The following is a 15815-nucleotide window of genomic DNA, read 5'->3' as shown; positions in this document are numbered from 1 at the left end:
ATGGTTGTGTCGCAAGTCTTCAGCTACATCCAGGTAGCCATGCCAAATGTGGCATTGAATCATTTTTTGGTGATTCTTACTATGCGTGCACTATCCTTCCTTTGTGGTTGATCGGTATGTAAGATCTGCTCGAACTGATCAGTATCTGCGAAACGTATGACATAGTTTTTACCGAACAGGAGAAGTGAGGAAACTCTGTATGAAAGCCGAAGCCTAGAAACCAACGGTATGCCACATTCGTTTCAATTTCCTTGTTTGTCTGGCGTATGGAACGGATACCAAAGGTGTAATAGATGAATGTCACCTGGCTCAGTACTACAGGATCTATGCTGGGTCTCCCAATGGTTGAGTAAAGATCTTCAACTAATCGATAGATAAAGGAGAAATCAATTGTCGCATCCAGTTTGCGCACCAGATGGTCTTTAGGAACCAACTGCTCTATGGTCAGTATCTCCAACTGTTCGCGTTCATTGAGTTTGATTCTTGGTCATCCTATCCATCCCCTCATTCCTTTAATAGGAAGCACTGTTGATTGGAGCGGAGAGCGGCGACTCCAGCGGGAATAGCGCGAGCTGAAGACCCTGGACTGAGCGTAGCGAGGGAAGCGGCTGAAGCCGTGCCCGCGGAAAGCGTCCTCTCGCAGCCGAGATCAACATTTCTAGCTTTATCTCTTAAAAGAAAAAAGATTGTAGGCAAAACACCAAAATTCATGGTGTTTGTCTACAGTATGAGAGCTGCAAGCGTTTTGCAGCTCTTTTACATTTGTAAGATTACTCATAATCGAAAGTTCAGTTTTAATAAGTACAATAAATGAAATTGTAACTACTCCATAAAAGATTACTTAGTCCCTTTTTTAGATGAAGTGACTAACTTCTACTCATTGTAATAACATGCAGCAAGCACTCTCCCCCGCCGAACGGGTTCGCAAAGAGCGAAAATCAAACAAATGTATTCTTTATTTTTCAAGCAATCAGCATATACACTGAGGCTAGATAAGCACCTTTGAAGAAGCATATGCTAATTTAGCACAAAATAAAAAGCCTTCCACCCTCCTAAGAGAGTGAAAAGCTTTTTCTTAGTATAACTTTCTGCTTAAGGTAGGAATGTTTTGGATTGGGTTTCACAATGCTTCCCAGCCCGCTACTTACTCATATTACTAAGTGTCCTAGCATTACTGTGAAGTAAGCTTTAAGTAAATTGTACTTTCTTTTTTCGATTTATTCAACCACCTAAACGGACTAAATTATAATCGAATTGAACTATAAATTATTTTAATATCATATCTCAAGGTCTTGGTGAAGCTTGATATCGCTTCTTTCCCAGATTTCTAGGTTATGGGATTGTAGGAAACTCTTTAAGATTTCTTTTGAGCGATTGTCCATAAAATCGACTAAAATTTGTCGTTTCATCGATTTATCCATTCGATTTACATGGTCTGCTAAAATCTTATAGCCACGTCGCTTCTCCCGATTAACCACCATCTCACATGCTGCTACTCCCGCGTAATATGGTCCGTCCGCTTTATGGTCAATTGTTACCCAGACTAGCCAATAGGGCTTACCGCCTTCGGAATCCTCACGATTTGTAGTAAACTTGATGCCTCTTTCTGTATCGCTTCTAGCATGCATGGCACCTATTTCTACTTTTGCTGTGCCTTCTTCTATATCTATAATGACTGGAGATACGTTCTCTAGAGATAGAGAGCCAATTCCAAATCCCTTATGCCCGTCTGTTGGGTCATTTTTTATAATTGTAAATCCTACTTTTTGTTTTGGTTTTTCTTCATTAGTCATGCGTAAACTCCTTTCACTCTGTTATGATGTTAAGTATACTGATAATTTCTACAAAGGAGGTAACGAAATGCCATATGTAACTGTAAAAATGTTAGAAGGTCGTTCCGATGACCAAAAACGCGCATTAGTAGAAAAAGTGACTGAGGTAGTTGCAGAAACAACTAATGCACCCGTTGAGAATGTAGTTGTGTTCATCGAAGAGATGCCTAAAAACCATTACGCTGTAGCTGGTACTCTTTTAAGCGATAAATAATTACCTTAGAAAGCTATCCCTAGTGGATAGCTTTTTCATTCATCAAATTCATCACAAAAGAGAAAGCCTCTTCAATTTCTTCCTCTGTGTAATTCAATTTCCCTTTTACAACGTGAACTTTTTCTATTTGTTCTTCCTTTGGAAAGTTCTCAAAGTATAATAGCGTAGAAACTAGCTCTAGAAAACGGGAGCTTTTTTCTTTCATTTGCTCAATGCATATCTTCAATGCTGGACTTGCCTCAGGTACCTGAGCCATTTCCATAAAATGTTCCCCTGCATCCGTCATTTGATATTTGTATTGGACATACGAGCCTTTGTCTTGTCGTTCCTCCTGCAAGAAGCCCATATTACAAAGCTCCTCTACACGTAATGTTAACTCTTCTGAGTATGGCCCATAAATATGAAAATCATATTTCTCTTTATATGGAAACTGCAACTTCTTAGCAATATAGACCATTTTCTGTAGTTTCTTTCTTCCCGTGATCCCGTCTGCTGCTCCGATAAATTGTACAATTTTTGCATGTTCCTCTAACAATACAAACCCACCTCTATTTTAGTAAATCGAGTATCTGTTTCTTTAATGCCTTCTTCTTGCCATCTGCTGTTAAGAAGTCCTCGGGAAAATATAATTTATGGTCTGTGCGTCTTTTCCCTGAAATAGCCTCTACTACCTCTGACTGGCGAGAGAGCTCTCTAATTTCTCCATTTGGCATTTGAAGGTGAATAGGAATACGTTCTCCCTCTTCCCCTGGACGATAAAAATCGTAAGGTAAATCGGAGGACGAATCAAATACTAAGTAATACTCTGGATCGATTCCAGCCCGTTTAAATAGCTGCTCTAACTCCTTCATTTTTACGTAATCCTTAGCCAAATCAAACTCTATATATTGGAACAGCTTACGATTCACAAAGCGATTACACAAATCAGATAGGATAGAATCCTTCTCGTTCATCCATAGTTGGAAATAAGTCAATAAAACTCCCTCATCTAGCGCAAGGTAATCCTGTAGGGTAAAGCTATTATCAAAAAAACGCAAAAAGTGAGTAGGCTGCTGTTCAAAGGCATAACCAGTTTCACTTAACGCTTTCGCACGATGTAAAATTTTCGTTAAAATAACTTCTGCACTTCTGGAAACTGGATGAAAATATACTTGCCAATACATTTGATAACGACTCATAATATAATCTTCCACTGCGTGCATCCCAGTAGATTTGATAACCACTTGATCATCTAACGGACGCATAACTCGTAAAATCCGCTCCATATCGAAATGCCCATAGCTTACCCCGGTAAAATAAGCATCTCTTTGCAAGTAATCCATACGATCTGCATCTATTTGACTGGAGATTAAGCTTACAACTTGTTTATTCGGATACGTTTTACCAATGACATCCGCCACTTTTTGTGGAAAGTCATCGCTCACCCTTGAAAGAATTTCATTTACCTCTGTATCTCCAAGTAAGATTTGTTTCGTAAATTCCTCATGGTCCAAGCCAAAAACATTTTCAAATGCATGAGAAAATGGTCCATGACCTAAATCATGTAGAAGTGCTGCACACAAAACTACCAGTCTTTCAGAGGGGTCCCACGCAGGTCTTCCTTCAAAACTATCGTCCACGATTCGTCGTACAATTTCATATACACCTAGTGAATGATTAAATCTGCTATGCTCTGCACCATGGAATACTAGATAGGTAGTGCCCAGCTGTTTAATACGTCGAAGCCTTTGGAACTCCTTAGCGCCGATTACATCCCAAATCACTTGGTCGCGTACATGAATATAACGATGGACTGGATCTTTAAATACTTTTTCTTCTGCTAGCTTTTGTGTAGCATAGCTCATTTGTCACCCTCCAGTCTCTATATAAAAAAAGCTAATTACTATTAACTATTAAGTATAAAGAAAAAAGCCGCTTATGAAAAGGCGGCAATAGTTCAATACATATAGGATAACCTTCTTGCAAAGAATGTCTATTATTATGACTCCAGCTTGGCGCGTACTTTCTCCATTAATTCGTCTTCGGTTAAAGCTGCTACTGGACGATTATTAATAAAAGCAAATGTCTTCTTGCGGCCAGGGCCACAGTATGACTGACATTCTTTTATTTCAACCTCTGCCTCTGGATCGATTGCTTTTAGTTTTGGAATTAATGTTTTTAGGTTAACGGCCTGACACTCATCGCAAACTCGAAAATGGTTTGCCATAGTACACAACCCTTTCTATAAATAGATATTGTCTACACGTCATTGTATCTTAAAGTTTATATTGCTATCAAGTGTAAATTACGTGAATAAAAGAGCGATATGTTGTCCATGATGTTAATAGAACAACGAAACTATGAACATGGTAGGAGGACAAACATGGTAAAGATAAGACAAGACGCATGGATGAGAGAAAACGATGAATTGTTAGCAGAATTAGTGTTAAGACACGTTCGAGAAGGTAGTACTCAGCTAAACGCATTTGAAGAAGCAGGTGACGAGTTAAATCGTACTGCCGCAGCCTGTGGGTTTAGATGGAATGCAGTAGTTCGCCATCAATATGAAACAGAGCTAAAGGATGCAAAGAAAGAACGTAAAGAAAAGCTACGTATTTTAGGTAAGGATTATCGTCGTAGAGGAAATGGAATATACTTAGCTAAGCCTCAGGAAGAAGGAGAACGCACTCAATCTATTCCTGTTTCAGCATTATCCATAGATATAATTATTGCTTATCTAGTACGTTTACAGCACAGTGATTCAGATATTTCTAGATACCGCCATATGGCAACTATTTCGAACGAAAAGATTCGTAAGTTAGAAAGCGAGCTTGCAAAACTTGAAAAAGAAAACGCAGCGATTAAACAAGATTACGAGCAATTTGTTCAGATTATGAACCGCGCTCGACGTCTAGTAACTTTAAATGATGAAGAGATGCCAGCTGTTCCAGTATTTCAAATGGAGAAAAACGGCAATCTAGTAACAAAAGAACCACCAACCGTTTAATCGATTGGTGGTTTTTTCTATGTTTATCTAAAATCTTTTATTGGTCTATACAAGTATAACAAGCAAGTAGCCGATCATAGAAACTAATACTTTGTGAACGCTAGCCAAAGACTAAGAAACTATGCCGTTCTTCATCCTTCTAGCATTTTTTGGTTTCGCTTTAGCACTCTTTCTAAATAGAAGTGATATAATTCCGCTTCCTCTTGGGTAAGTGATTGCGAGATTACTTGTTTGGACAGATGCTGTAGTAACCTCTGTATGCGTATTACGATATCTTGCACGCTAAAGTTTGTTTCCAATAACTCATTGAGAGAGGCCATTACATCTGGTTTAATCTGTGGGTAAGTAAACTTAGTTTCCTCTCCCTGGATGCCAATACTGTAAAACTCTTGGATTAGGCGGGCTCGTTCGCTTCCGCTTCCTTCCACACAAAGATATACTTGAACGGCAATTCCCTGTCTTAGCCTTCGTTGTGAAATTCCAGCAAATTTCTTGCCCTCGATACTTAAATCATAGGAACCTGGACAATAGGATCCTACAATTTCATAAGCTTCTATTTTACCTTCTGCCTCTGGAAAAAGTAGCTGGACAAACGCCAACATAACTTCGTATCCGGTCGATATATCTATGGATTGATTTTTTTCGGATAGCACGATTGATATATTTAAAACACCTTCATCCAACACAACCGCCAGTCCTCCTGAATTTCGAACAATCGGATTGTAGCCACGTGTACGCAAGAAATCTTGGGCGTCTTCAACAAACGGTAGCCGATGATCCTGGATTCCCATCACAACTGTTTGATCATGTATCCATGTGCGAACAGTTGCCGGTGATTGTCCTTGTCCCACCACATGACAAAGTAAATCGTCCGCTGCAAAGGATTCTAACGCTGAACGGCTTTTCCCACTCAGTGATTGGTCCCAAAAGCGCCATGCATTTTGCTCCAATAAAACATCTATTTCTGACATTCCTATTCTCCTTAATCTAGTGCTTGAGCTGCCGTAATATAAGCAAGCTTGTATACATCTTCTGCATTACAGCCTCGAGATAAATCATTCACAGGGGCATTTAATCCTTGTAGAATCGGCCCTATTGCTTCAAATTCTCCAAGACGTTCTGCGATTTTATAACCTATATTTCCTGCTTCCAGAGATGGGAAAACAAAGACACTCGCATCTCCTCTAACCTCAGCACCTGGTGCCTTCTTATCTGCAATAGAAGGAACAACGCTTGCATCGAATTGCAGCTCTCCTTCTATCGACAAATGAGGAGCTCTTTCTTTAGCCAGAATAGTCGCTTGAACGACCTTTTCCGTTTCCTCTGATTTCGCAGAACCTTTTGTTGAAAAGGATAGCATAGCTACTTTCGGCTTTATACCAAAGGCAGCAGCTGTTTTTGCTCCCTCTATCGCTATTTCTGCTAAATCCTCACTTGTAGGAGCAATAGTGATTGCGCAGTCTGCAAAAATATAACGAGTGTCATTCTTTACCATTAAAAATGCTCCACTCGTCTTAGATACACCAGGCTTTGTCTTGATAATTTGCAATGCAGGCCGAACAGTTTCAGCTGTTGTGTGGGCAGCTCCACTAACTAAGCCATGAGCTTTTTTTGTGTACACAAGCATCGTACCGAAATAATTGACATCCATTAATATCTCTTGTGCTTGCTCAGGTGTCGCTTTACCTTTTCTTCTTTCGACAAATGCATTCACAAGCTCGTCCATATATTCATAAGTTTTAGGATTTAATACTTCTAGTTCAGGTGTAATTTCTGCACCACTGCCTATTACGATTGGGTGAATTACTCCCTCTTTCTGTAACTTCAACGCTGCCTCGATGATTCTCTCATCATTTCCCTCAGGTAAAATTATAGATATGTTTTTGCCTCTTAGCCTATCTTTTATTTCTTCAAATAAATCTGCCATAACTACGCCTCCTTTAAGGATTATTTATAGAATAAGCATACACGAGTTTGTCACATTATGTCATTCTAAAATGGGGCAAATAAGGGAATTCTAAATTCGGGTGTGGTAAACTAAATATGCGAAATATTTATTAAAGGGAGTGTCATAATAATGAATGAAGCAGCTATTACATTAGATGGTTGGTACGTTTTACATGATTTCCGACAAATGGATTGGGCATCATGGAAACAAGTAGATCCTGAACTTCGTAAACAAGCAACAGATGAATTTGTTGCATTTTTAGATGAATTACAACAAGCAGATGATGCAAAAACCGGAGCGCATGCTTTCTATACTATTGTTGGCCAAAAAGCAGACTTTATGTTAATGACGTTACGTCCAACTATGGATGAATTACAAGAGCTAGAGGCACGATTCAACAAACTTACAATCGCGGACTTTACGCTTCCTGCATATTCTTACGTATCAGTAGTAGAATTATCTAATTACCTGTCTGGTGAATCAAATGAAGATCCTTATCAAAATCCACATGTGCGATCACGACTATATCCACAACTTCAGCGTTCTCAATACGTTTGCTTCTACCCAATGGACAAACGCCGTGAAGGTAATGATAACTGGTATATGCTTCCAATGGAACAACGCAAAGAATTAATGCGCAGCCACGGAATGATCGGTCGAAGCTATGCTGGAAAAGTAAAACAAATTATCTCTGGTTCTGTTGGCTTTGACGATTTCGAATGGGGAGTAACATTATTCTCAGATGATGTACTTCAATTTAAGAAATTAGTTTATGAAATGCGCTTTGATGAAGTAAGTGCCCGATATGGAGAATTCGGTTCATTCTTCGTTGGTACTATTTTAGAAGGGGAAAAACGTTCTACTTTCTTCAATCTATAATTGGAATATATGGAAAAGGCCGCCGTTTGGTGGTCTTTTTTTATCTGCAAAATTTGTCATGTTAGGTCATGCATTTACATAGTTTAATGTAGGAGGTGATGCATTGGCAGTAGTTAAGGCTACATCCAAACAAATCGACCTACTAGCAAGGCTAATGCGGGCAGAAGCGGAGGGGGAAGGCGAGCTAGGAATGTTGATGGTCGGTAATGTTGGCGTTAATCGAGTTCGTACTGCTTGTTTAGATTTTGAGAATATACGAAACCTCGAAGAAATGGTTTTTCAACGCCCGGGTGGTTTTGAAGCTACTACTAAGCCATATTTTTACCAGCGCGCAAGAGATGCCGACATAAGATTAGCACAGCGAGTGGTCAACGGTGAGCGTTTTCATCCGGCTACTAGATCACTCTGGTTTTTTGATCCAGGTGAGAATACGCCATGTCCTGCTCAATGGTATGGTCAATGGAATACTGGGCGTTTCAAAGCACATTGCTTCTTTTCACCTACTGCAGAGGAATGTCCAGAGATTTAAAAACAGAGAGGATGTATAAATGGTTCAGTATTATTGGTACCCTGGTAGCTATCCAAATCAGCAATATCAACAAGGACAACAAGCACAGCAAATTCCTGGTCAACAACAGCAGTATACTCCAGGTGTGCAAATACCCGCTGGCGGACGCCAAGAAGAATCCTATGTTGAAAACATCTTAAGAGCAAACAGAGGAAAATTAGGCACGTTCTATTTTACTTTTGAAAACAATGCAACAAGAAACAATGTAATAGTGACTGGGTATGTAGAGGCTGCTGGACGCGACCACGTTATTCTCAGCGATCAAAATGGCAAACGTTACTTAATGTTAATGATTTACTTTGATTATGCGACATTTGATGAAGAAATAAATTACTACTAAAAATGTATGGCTTATTCTTTCTTAGAGTAAGCCTTTTCTCATGAGCAAAATATATATCTAATGCAAGCATCCCCCACGGTAACATTTGCTTTTACACTGTCTGTTCACCTATTCCCCTTCTTAAGCACGTGCATATAAAAAAGGCAGACTCTTCTTTCTCCAGAGCCTGCCTTAATTTATTTATTAATTTGCGTATTTTGCCGCTGCAACTATTAGCATTATCCAACCTGCTAGGAATGCTACGCCACCAATTGGTGTGATTGCGCCTAGGACACTAATGCCCGTTAAGCTAAGGATATAAAGACTTCCCGAGAAAATAATAATTCCTGCAAGTATAAGATAACCCGCCGTGTTTAGCTGCGACACAGACCCCCATACTTTACTGCTCATCAAGATACCAATGGCTACTAGCGCTAGAGCATGAAACATTTGATATTGAACGGCAGTTTCCCATGTTGCTAAATACTTGTCTGCGACTCTACCTTCTAATAAATGGGCGCCAAAGGCACCTAGGGCTACCGATAGGAATCCATTGATAGCACCTGCGATGATGAAAAATTTCAAGGTCTTTCCCTACTTTCTATTGTTAAAAGTCAAATAGTGATTCTCCGTTTGCATCCTCTTCCTTTAGAGTGGTGGAAGGTGCAGTTAACACATTGCTTTTGGTAACCATCATAGTAGAAGGCACATGCACATTTGGGCTCTCTGAGAGTGGCACAGTAAGTGCTACGTCACATAAAGCTTTGATAGCAGCAAGACTTTCTCGGATTGATTGGTCTCCTGAGACTGCCTTTGCCTCCTGAAGCTGTTTTTCTATTTGCAGCAAAATCTGTCTATTGGAAATCATTATTTACGCCCCTCCACTTGCTTTAGTTCAAATTTTAAGCATTCCACACCTGAAGATTTTTTTACTAATGCAGATGGGAGCTCCTTTGTTTTAAACTGGTACGCCTTACAGCCACGTGGATGGTTTGCATCCCAGGTTGTAAAAAAATGACGACATCTAAAGCAATTTACAGCCAATTTACTCCCTACTTTCTTAAGTTATATTAGCATAGTCAGAGGCAAAAATCGATTGGCTTGTCATTCCACTCTTGTAGCTTCGCATTAATTTGTGAGTAGGGTCTGCTCCCTAAAAAGCCTCTGTGAGCACTCAAAGGACTAGGGTGAGTCGATTGAATGATATGGTGCCTCGGTGTGTCTATCATTTTCATCTTAGCTTGAGCAGGCTTTCCCCATAGTACAAAAATGATAGGCTTTTCACGATCGGAAAGTTTCTGAATGACTGTATCTGTGAAACGTTCCCAGCCCATTCCTTTGTGAGAATTTGCAACTCCCGCTCTTACTGTCAAAACTGTGTTTAATAATAAAACACCTTGCTTTGCCCATTTTTCCAGATGTCCATTCGATGGAATAGGACAACCTAAATCCTCTTCTAGCTCCTTTAACATATTTCGCAAGCTTGGTGGAACTTTAACTCCCGGCTTCACAGAAAAGCTTAAACCGTGAGCCTGTCCAGGACCGTGGTATGGGTCTTGCCCTAAAATGACCACCTTTACTTCTTCATATGGAGTTAAAAGGAAAGCGCTCCCTATTTCTTCTCTGGGAGGAAAAATCGTATGTTCGGCATATTCCTTATCCAGAAAGGATTGTAGCTCTTGGAAGTAAGACTTTTCCCATTCTTCTCCTAAAACCTCTTTCCAGCTAGTCATAGCGTCACTCCTCAAATTGTACTTGTACATCATATTCGATGAGCTGGAACATTTCCTGTACAGCTTTTATAGCATTTTCTTCTGCTAGCTCGAGAATTCCTTGTCCAGTAGATTCTTCAATCATCATTTCCTTGGCAGTCGAGGCTAGTTCATACGCCTCTTCAATATCGGCCTTTTCTCGAAATAATCCCTCGTAGGAAAACACCTCTACTTGATCGAAGAGTATTTCTGGACCTCCTAAAAATTCCGGCTTAGGCATTGTTAAAACAGCAGTCTTGTTTTCTTCATCTACCTTAATATCTGATTCGGTCACCTCCGAAAAATCAACACCAGCTTTAACTGACCCTGGAACTACAACTAAAAGCTGTCTCTTTGTCCCTGGTAAATCTAGTCCAATTTCTTTTCCAAAAACCGCATTATCTTGTCGTTCAATTATTACCTTTGTATATGCCTGTGCAGTGGATAATTCATTTAGCCCCTGCACCCTTTCTACAAATGACCCCTTTGTTTCTGTAAAGGTGCTCCCTTGAATTGCCCAAAATGCTGCGAATGGTAAACCAGCAATTAGTAAGAAAGCAATAACAGAGAGGAATAGAACAGTTTTAAATTTAAATCTAGAGAAAAATAGAGGAATACTCCAAAGCTTAAAACTTCTTTTCGGTCTCTCTTCTACAATTGTAGCTGCACTTTCCTCATTTTGGGCCTTCAATTCCTTAAGAAGCTTTTCCATTTCTCGAATCTTATCATCTTTGTGCAAGTCCATCCCTCTCTTCCTATTAATCTAATACGTTTACAGTAAAGAAAAGTTTCTCTATTAACAACTAATCCGCCCAATGATACGATGGTAAAAAGGGGAAATGCATATGGCAGATTTTCAAAATCGAGAAAAATTGAAAAAACTTGAAGAAGCTGCAGTAAACAATAACGTTCCTGCCAAGGCAAATAATATTGGGATAGGTTGTTTTTTACTGGGTACAATAATTTTTATATGTTTCTTATTATTTTTGTCTATCTCTCTATATTATAACGAAATTTTCATAGGTTCGATTATCACTTTTATGGTCGCTCTGGTATTTGCTTTCATATTGTTTAAACTATGGACAGCCCCAAAGCTACCTTAATTGAATTTTCATACCTATCTGATACAATGAAGAAAAGCGCAAGCGCCTATTTCTGCCCCGACAAGCAAATGGGGAAAAGTGAGGAGGCAGTTCCTCTTTCCACTAGGGACTAAGCGCTCAGAGCTAGATCAACTTTGATTTTCTTATCTAAAAAAACAATCAACTTTTAAGTAAAAAGGAGAACTTCACATGACAATAAAAAAAACATTAACAATTGCAGGTTCTGATACTTCAGGTGGTGCTGGGATACAAGCTGACTTAAAAACATTCCAGGAACACGGAACCTACGGGATAAATGTTCTTACAGTGATAGCTACAATGGATCCAGATAATAATTGGAGTCATGGAGTATTTTCCCTTCCAGTAGATGAGATTAAACGTCAAGCTAAAACAGCGTTATCTACAAACGTCGATGCCATTAAAACTGGGATGCTAAGTACGGAAGAAATTATCGAAGAAACCGGCAATATTATCGAGAAATCTGGAGTTACTAGTATCGTTATAGATCCTGTTATGGTTTGTAAGGGAGAAGACGAGGTTTTGAATCCTGGGACAGTAGACGCAATGATTACTCATTTGTTACCTCGTGCACTTGTAGTAACCCCTAATTTATTTGAAGCTGGTCAGCTGTCAGGATTAGGAACACTTAAATCTATTGAAGATATGAAGGCAGCCGCTGAGAAAATTCATTCACTTGGCGCTAAAAATGTAGTCATCAAGGGTGGAAAACAACTGGCTCACGATAAAGCGGTTGATCTTTTCTATGACGGACAAACTCACACACTGTTAGAAACAGAGAAAACAGAAACTACTTATAATCATGGTGCTGGTTGTACATTTGCAGCTGCTATTACAGCAAACTTAGCAAATGGCCTTTCTGTAGCAGATGCGGTGTTGAAAGCTAAAGAATTTGTGGCTGCCGCAATTGCACATGGATGGAAGCTGAACCAATACGTGGGACCAGTTCTTCATGGTGCCAAAGGAAAATTCGGTGCCCCAGAAGTAACAACTACTACAGTTTGATACTCCTCCACTCGCAAAGTCTAACGAGGCTTTGCGAGTTTTTACATCATATAAGATTACGTAATATAAACAACGGTTCAATCATTCGCTTGATGAACTGTTTTTCATTATACTATTAAAAGACAGTATGCTAGGAGGCAATGAAAGTATGGAACTAGTGAATATGGAACGACTACAAGAATTATTAAATAGCTTTGCAAATGAGGATGTGTATATACATTTGGAAACGACAAATGGTGCATATGCTACTCATTTCAACGAAAATGTGTTTAATGCAGGTGCATTTATTCGGAATGTAATGATTCGCTATGAGCTTGGAAAAGTAGCTGGAGAAGCTCCTCATCGTGTTGGACTAAAGCTTCCTCACGGATGGGTCTATGCACAAGGGATCACTCATTATGAATTAGATGAGCACGGTAGACTGCTAATGGCTGGACACGACCAAAGTGGAAAGCTTGCTGTAGCTCTTGAAATAAGCAAAACACCATTTACATATTAAGGAGGAATAAAAATGAATTTACCAATGGAACGATCTGTCTTGGTCGTATTCCCTCACCCAGATGACGAGGCTTTCGGAGTTTCTGGAACAATAGCTACTTATGTGAAACAAGGAGTCCCTGTGACTTACGCTTGCCTAACTTTAGGGGAAATGGGTCGAAACCTTGGGAACCCTCCTTTTGCAACTCGCGAGACATTGCCACAAATTCGTAAGCAGGAGTTGCTTGCCTCAGCAAAGTCTATGGGAGTTACAGACCTACGAATGATGGGTCTTCGAGACAAGACAGTAGAATTCGAAGATGATGAAAAGATGGTCAAAATGATGGAGGATTTAATCGCTGATACGAATCCTTCTTTGGTCATTACATTCTATCCTAACTATGCCGTGCATCCAGATCACGATGCAACCGGAAGAGCAATGATTCGCGCAGTTCGTAGAATGCCAGAAGAACAACGTCCAAAGGTATACGCACTAGCATTTTCAAACGATTCAAAAGAAGTGTTAGGCGAGCCAGATATAATCCATGATATTTCTGGATCAAGTGAGGAAAAAATGGGCTCTATGCGAGCACACATTTCCCAAACAGCTTGGATGCTAGAGGAAATGGAAAAACGTTTAGCTGATGGAGAGCCAGAAGCTGAAAATTGGCTACACTTTGAGCGGTTCTACACATACGATTTCAATAAAGATTTCGAATAATGGAACATTTTTACCAGCTATAGACTTACCTTCTGGAATGAATTATCATGTGTAAAACACCTATTTCTTGCATAATTATTCAAAAAGAAAGTTGGCCTTCACTTGAAAAAATTTAGCTTATTTACTTGGCTTTTATTTCTTCTCCCTTCTATAGCTGGTGTCATCCTTTTCATGATCCCGCTACCGATTGGTGGAGAAGTTAAAATTCCTATCGCATGGTTTGCGAGCCTATTATCAGGAGTACTTGAACCGATCGTGCATTGGGTCGCCCTTATCACTTTGTTTATTGCGGCTATTGGTTCTCTAGTTTTTTTGTTTATTCCAAAGAACAATTCGTTTATTAATAACCTATTTAAGGTTTCTATATTTTGGACAATCACCCGAGTAGTCGGTGCAGTTTTTTCTGTATTAATCATTTTCCAAATTGGTCCCGAGGTTATTTGGAGCGAAAATACGGGAGGACTTTTACTAGCACCTGATGGGCTGGTTTCCTTCCTGTTTACAATTTTCCTATTTGCAGGTCTATTACTGCCTCTTCTATTGAATTTTGGTTTATTAGAGTTTTTTGGGACGATGATGGTTAAAATTATGCGTCCATTATTTAAGCTTCCAGGACGCTCCGCTGTAGATGCACTTACTTCTTGGGTTGGAGATGGAACCATTGGTGTCTTGTTAACAAGCAGACAATATGAGGAAGGCTATTACACAAAAAAAGAAGCGGCTATTATTGGCTCCACTTTTTCAGTTGTTTCCATCACCTTCTGTATTGTCGTACTTGAACAAGTCGGGTTAGAAAAGTATTTCGCACCCTATTACTTAACTGTCCTGCTTTGTGGTGTGGTACTTGCATTTATAATGCCACGAATTTATCCATTAGCAGGCAAAGAAGAAGTTCATATAGACGGTCGCCCATTAGACCTAGAAGCAGAGAAATATCCAGAAAATTATAATGCTCTAACACATGGTTTAGAAAATGCGTTAAATACAGCTAATAAAAACCGTTCTGTTAAAAGATTTTTTTCAGATGGTATAAAGAATGTCATTGATATGTATATAGGTGTTGCTCCAGTCGTACTAGCATTTGGAACAATTGCATTGATGCTAGCTGAGTACACACCATTCTTTACGATATTAGGTAAACCATTTGAGCCACTGCTCCTGTTATTTGGAATACCAGAGGCTGCAGCAGCTGCACAAACAATGGTAGTTGGCTTTGCGGATATGTTCCTTCCTACTATTCTAGGTGCTTCAATTGAATCTGAGCTAACGAGATTCTTTATAGCAACTATGTCAGTTACTCAGTTGATTTACATGTCCGAAGTTGGTGGATTATTACTTGGCTCTAAAATTCCGGTTAACTTTAAAGACTTAATTGTAATTTTCTTATTGCGTACACTGATTTCATTCCCTATCATTGCGGTAGTCGCACATCTATTGTTTTAAAAGGAAAACGCTTGGAAAACTCCAAGCGTTTTTTTATTATCTGCTGGACACTTTAAGCGGTATTTCCTATGTTATATCAGATTTAACTCATACTGATAAAATTGAGAATCCTTAGTGTATCCACTTTTTTCATATAGTCTCTGTGCAGCATAATTGTCTATTGCTGTAGATAGACTAATGCTTTTTGCTCCTGTTTCAATAGCATAATCTTTTGCTTTTTGTAAGAGCATTTCTCCTACTCCTTTTTTTCTGGCTGTTTTGTCTACATATAAGTCATTTAAAATCCAAGTTCTTTTCATAGATACTGATGAAAATGTAGGATATAGTTGTGTAAAACCAACGTAGACTTCTCGATCTCTTACTACAAATATGACCGAATCTTCATTTACTAAACGTTTTTTTATGTAGGTTTTTGCACCTTCTATATCTGACTCCTGCTGATAAAATATGCGATAAAGATTAAATAAATTTGACATACCTTCTAAATCTTCAATGGTAGCTTGGAATATTTCCATACTTCTCTCTCCTTTATAATGGATGGGCAATATTAC

General features: G+C 39.2%; 22 protein-coding genes and 1 pseudogene. 10 read left to right on the top strand and 13 right to left on the bottom strand.

All coding sequences use genetic code 11. The features are described 5' to 3' along the window. Nucleotides 1-116: 116 nt before the first annotated feature. Together MKY94_RS03070 and MKY94_RS03065 are read right to left on the bottom strand one after the other, a co-directional pair. Nucleotides 117-481: pseudogene (locus tag MKY94_RS03070) on the bottom strand (transposase); the annotation flags it as partial. A gap of 796 nt (nt 482-1277) precedes the next feature. Next, nucleotides 1278-1793 carry a YwhD family protein gene (locus MKY94_RS03065; RefSeq protein ID WP_144539781.1) on the bottom strand — a complete coding sequence of 172 codons (516 nt, stop codon included), beginning with the start codon at nt 1791-1793 and terminating at the stop codon, nt 1278-1280. A gap of 67 nt (nt 1794-1860) precedes the next feature. On the opposite strand from MKY94_RS03065, the gene MKY94_RS03060 reads away from it, so the two are divergent. After that, nucleotides 1861-2046, top strand: coding sequence for a 2-hydroxymuconate tautomerase (locus MKY94_RS03060; protein ID WP_144539783.1), 186 nt, complete (start codon nt 1861-1863; stop codon nt 2044-2046). Between the two features lie 19 nt (nt 2047-2065). On the opposite strand, the gene MKY94_RS03055 is transcribed toward MKY94_RS03060, so the two are convergent. The 3 genes from MKY94_RS03055 to MKY94_RS03045 form a co-directional block, all read right to left on the bottom strand. After that, nucleotides 2066-2581: a YwgA family protein gene (locus MKY94_RS03055; protein WP_144539785.1), complete on the bottom strand. Its 516-nt coding sequence runs from the start codon at nt 2579-2581 to the stop codon at nt 2066-2068. 13 nt (nt 2582-2594) lie between these two features. After that, nucleotides 2595-3890, bottom strand: a complete 1296-nt coding sequence (locus MKY94_RS03050; protein ID WP_144539787.1) for an HD domain-containing protein — start codon at nt 3888-3890, stop codon at nt 2595-2597. 134 nt (nt 3891-4024) lie between these two features. Continuing rightward, the gene (locus tag MKY94_RS03045) at nt 4025-4252 is read right to left on the bottom strand and encodes a DUF1450 domain-containing protein (protein WP_144539789.1); all 228 of its coding nucleotides are present in this window, start codon (nt 4250-4252) and stop codon (nt 4025-4027) included. Between the two features lie 156 nt (nt 4253-4408). Here MKY94_RS03045 and MKY94_RS03040 point away from each other — a divergent pair, with 156 nt between their 5' ends. Further along, entirely contained in the window at nt 4409-5032 is a 624-nt protein-coding gene (locus MKY94_RS03040; RefSeq protein ID WP_144539791.1) for an RsfA family transcriptional regulator, read from the top strand. A 131-nt stretch (nt 5033-5163) separates the two neighbouring features. On the opposite strand, the gene MKY94_RS03035 is transcribed toward MKY94_RS03040, so the two are convergent. Further along, a complete protein-coding gene (locus tag MKY94_RS03035; RefSeq protein ID WP_340863953.1) occupies nt 5164-5994 on the bottom strand; it encodes a biotin/lipoate A/B protein ligase family protein in 831 nt (276 codons plus the stop codon). A gap of 20 nt (nt 5995-6014) precedes the next feature. Next, the gene (pta, locus tag MKY94_RS03030) at nt 6015-6959 is read right to left on the bottom strand and encodes a phosphate acetyltransferase (protein WP_144539793.1); all 945 of its coding nucleotides are present in this window, start codon (nt 6957-6959) and stop codon (nt 6015-6017) included. 150 nt (nt 6960-7109) lie between these two features. Between pta and hemQ the strand changes: the two genes are divergently transcribed. The 3 genes from hemQ to gerQ all read left to right on the top strand — a co-directional run bounded on the left by hemQ (nt 7110) and on the right by gerQ (nt 8767). Next, nucleotides 7110-7859, top strand: coding sequence for a hydrogen peroxide-dependent heme synthase (gene hemQ / locus MKY94_RS03025; protein ID WP_144539795.1), 750 nt, complete (start codon nt 7110-7112; stop codon nt 7857-7859). Nucleotides 7860-7962: 103 nt separating this feature from the next. Next, on the top strand, nt 7963-8388 hold the full coding sequence (locus tag MKY94_RS03020) for a cell wall hydrolase (RefSeq protein ID WP_222123076.1): 426 nt from the start codon (nt 7963-7965) through the stop codon (nt 8386-8388). Between the two features lie 19 nt (nt 8389-8407). Further along, the gene (gene gerQ / locus MKY94_RS03015) at nt 8408-8767 is read left to right on the top strand and encodes a spore coat protein GerQ (protein WP_144539797.1); all 360 of its coding nucleotides are present in this window, start codon (nt 8408-8410) and stop codon (nt 8765-8767) included. A gap of 183 nt (nt 8768-8950) precedes the next feature. On the opposite strand, the gene MKY94_RS03010 is transcribed toward gerQ, so the two are convergent. From MKY94_RS03010 to MKY94_RS02990, 5 genes are read right to left on the bottom strand one after another with little or no spacing between them, the layout of a single operon-like run. After that, nucleotides 8951-9331 (bottom strand): DUF423 domain-containing protein, encoded by a 381-nt coding sequence (locus MKY94_RS03010; protein ID WP_144539799.1) that lies wholly within the window; start codon nt 9329-9331, stop codon nt 8951-8953. A 22-nt stretch (nt 9332-9353) separates the two neighbouring features. Next, nucleotides 9354-9614, bottom strand: coding sequence for a YwdI family protein (locus MKY94_RS03005; protein ID WP_144539801.1), 261 nt, complete (start codon nt 9612-9614; stop codon nt 9354-9356). Further along, complete coding sequence (locus tag MKY94_RS03000) at nt 9614-9790, bottom strand: uracil-DNA glycosylase (RefSeq protein WP_154311535.1); 177 nt, start codon at nt 9788-9790, stop codon at nt 9614-9616. Before MKY94_RS03000 ends, MKY94_RS03005 begins: the two co-directional genes overlap by 1 nt. Before the next feature lie 35 nt (nt 9791-9825). Then, nucleotides 9826-10479, bottom strand: coding sequence for a uracil-DNA glycosylase (locus MKY94_RS02995; protein WP_144539804.1), 654 nt, complete (start codon nt 10477-10479; stop codon nt 9826-9828). A gap of 4 nt (nt 10480-10483) precedes the next feature. Continuing rightward, a complete protein-coding gene (locus MKY94_RS02990; protein ID WP_342577963.1) occupies nt 10484-11242 on the bottom strand; it encodes a DUF4230 domain-containing protein in 759 nt (252 codons plus the stop codon). 100 nt (nt 11243-11342) lie between these two features. On the opposite strand from MKY94_RS02990, the gene MKY94_RS02985 reads away from it, so the two are divergent. The 5 genes from MKY94_RS02985 (at nt 11343) to MKY94_RS02965 (ending at nt 15264) form a co-directional block, all read left to right on the top strand. Next, entirely contained in the window at nt 11343-11600 is a 258-nt protein-coding gene (locus MKY94_RS02985) for a hypothetical protein (RefSeq protein WP_154311537.1), read from the top strand. A gap of 189 nt (nt 11601-11789) precedes the next feature. Beyond that, on the top strand, nt 11790-12623 hold the full coding sequence (gene thiD, locus MKY94_RS02980; protein WP_144539809.1) for a bifunctional hydroxymethylpyrimidine kinase/phosphomethylpyrimidine kinase: 834 nt from the start codon (nt 11790-11792) through the stop codon (nt 12621-12623). Nucleotides 12624-12771: 148 nt separating this feature from the next. Further along, nucleotides 12772-13122 carry a YojF family protein gene (locus tag MKY94_RS02975; RefSeq protein WP_144539811.1) on the top strand — a complete coding sequence of 117 codons (351 nt, stop codon included), beginning with the start codon at nt 12772-12774 and terminating at the stop codon, nt 13120-13122. Nucleotides 13123-13134: 12 nt separating this feature from the next. Beyond that, nucleotides 13135-13821, top strand: coding sequence for a bacillithiol biosynthesis deacetylase BshB2 (gene bshB2 / locus MKY94_RS02970; RefSeq protein WP_340862592.1), 687 nt, complete (start codon nt 13135-13137; stop codon nt 13819-13821). 102 nt (nt 13822-13923) lie between these two features. Further along, complete coding sequence (locus MKY94_RS02965; RefSeq protein ID WP_144539815.1) at nt 13924-15264, top strand: YjiH family protein; 1341 nt, start codon at nt 13924-13926, stop codon at nt 15262-15264. Between the two features lie 71 nt (nt 15265-15335). Here MKY94_RS02965 and MKY94_RS02960 read toward each other — a convergent pair whose 3' ends face one another. Continuing rightward, nucleotides 15336-15779 (bottom strand): GNAT family N-acetyltransferase, encoded by a 444-nt coding sequence (locus tag MKY94_RS02960; RefSeq protein WP_144539817.1) that lies wholly within the window; start codon nt 15777-15779, stop codon nt 15336-15338. Nucleotides 15780-15815: the final 36 nt, after the last annotated feature.

The organism is Psychrobacillus sp. FSL K6-2843, assembly GCF_038626375.1.
GTDB classification, from domain to species: domain Bacteria; phylum Bacillota; class Bacilli; order Bacillales_A; family Planococcaceae; genus Psychrobacillus; species Psychrobacillus faecigallinarum.
Note: the sequence above shows the minus strand (reverse complement) of the source record. Positions and strands in the feature narration are given on the sequence as shown.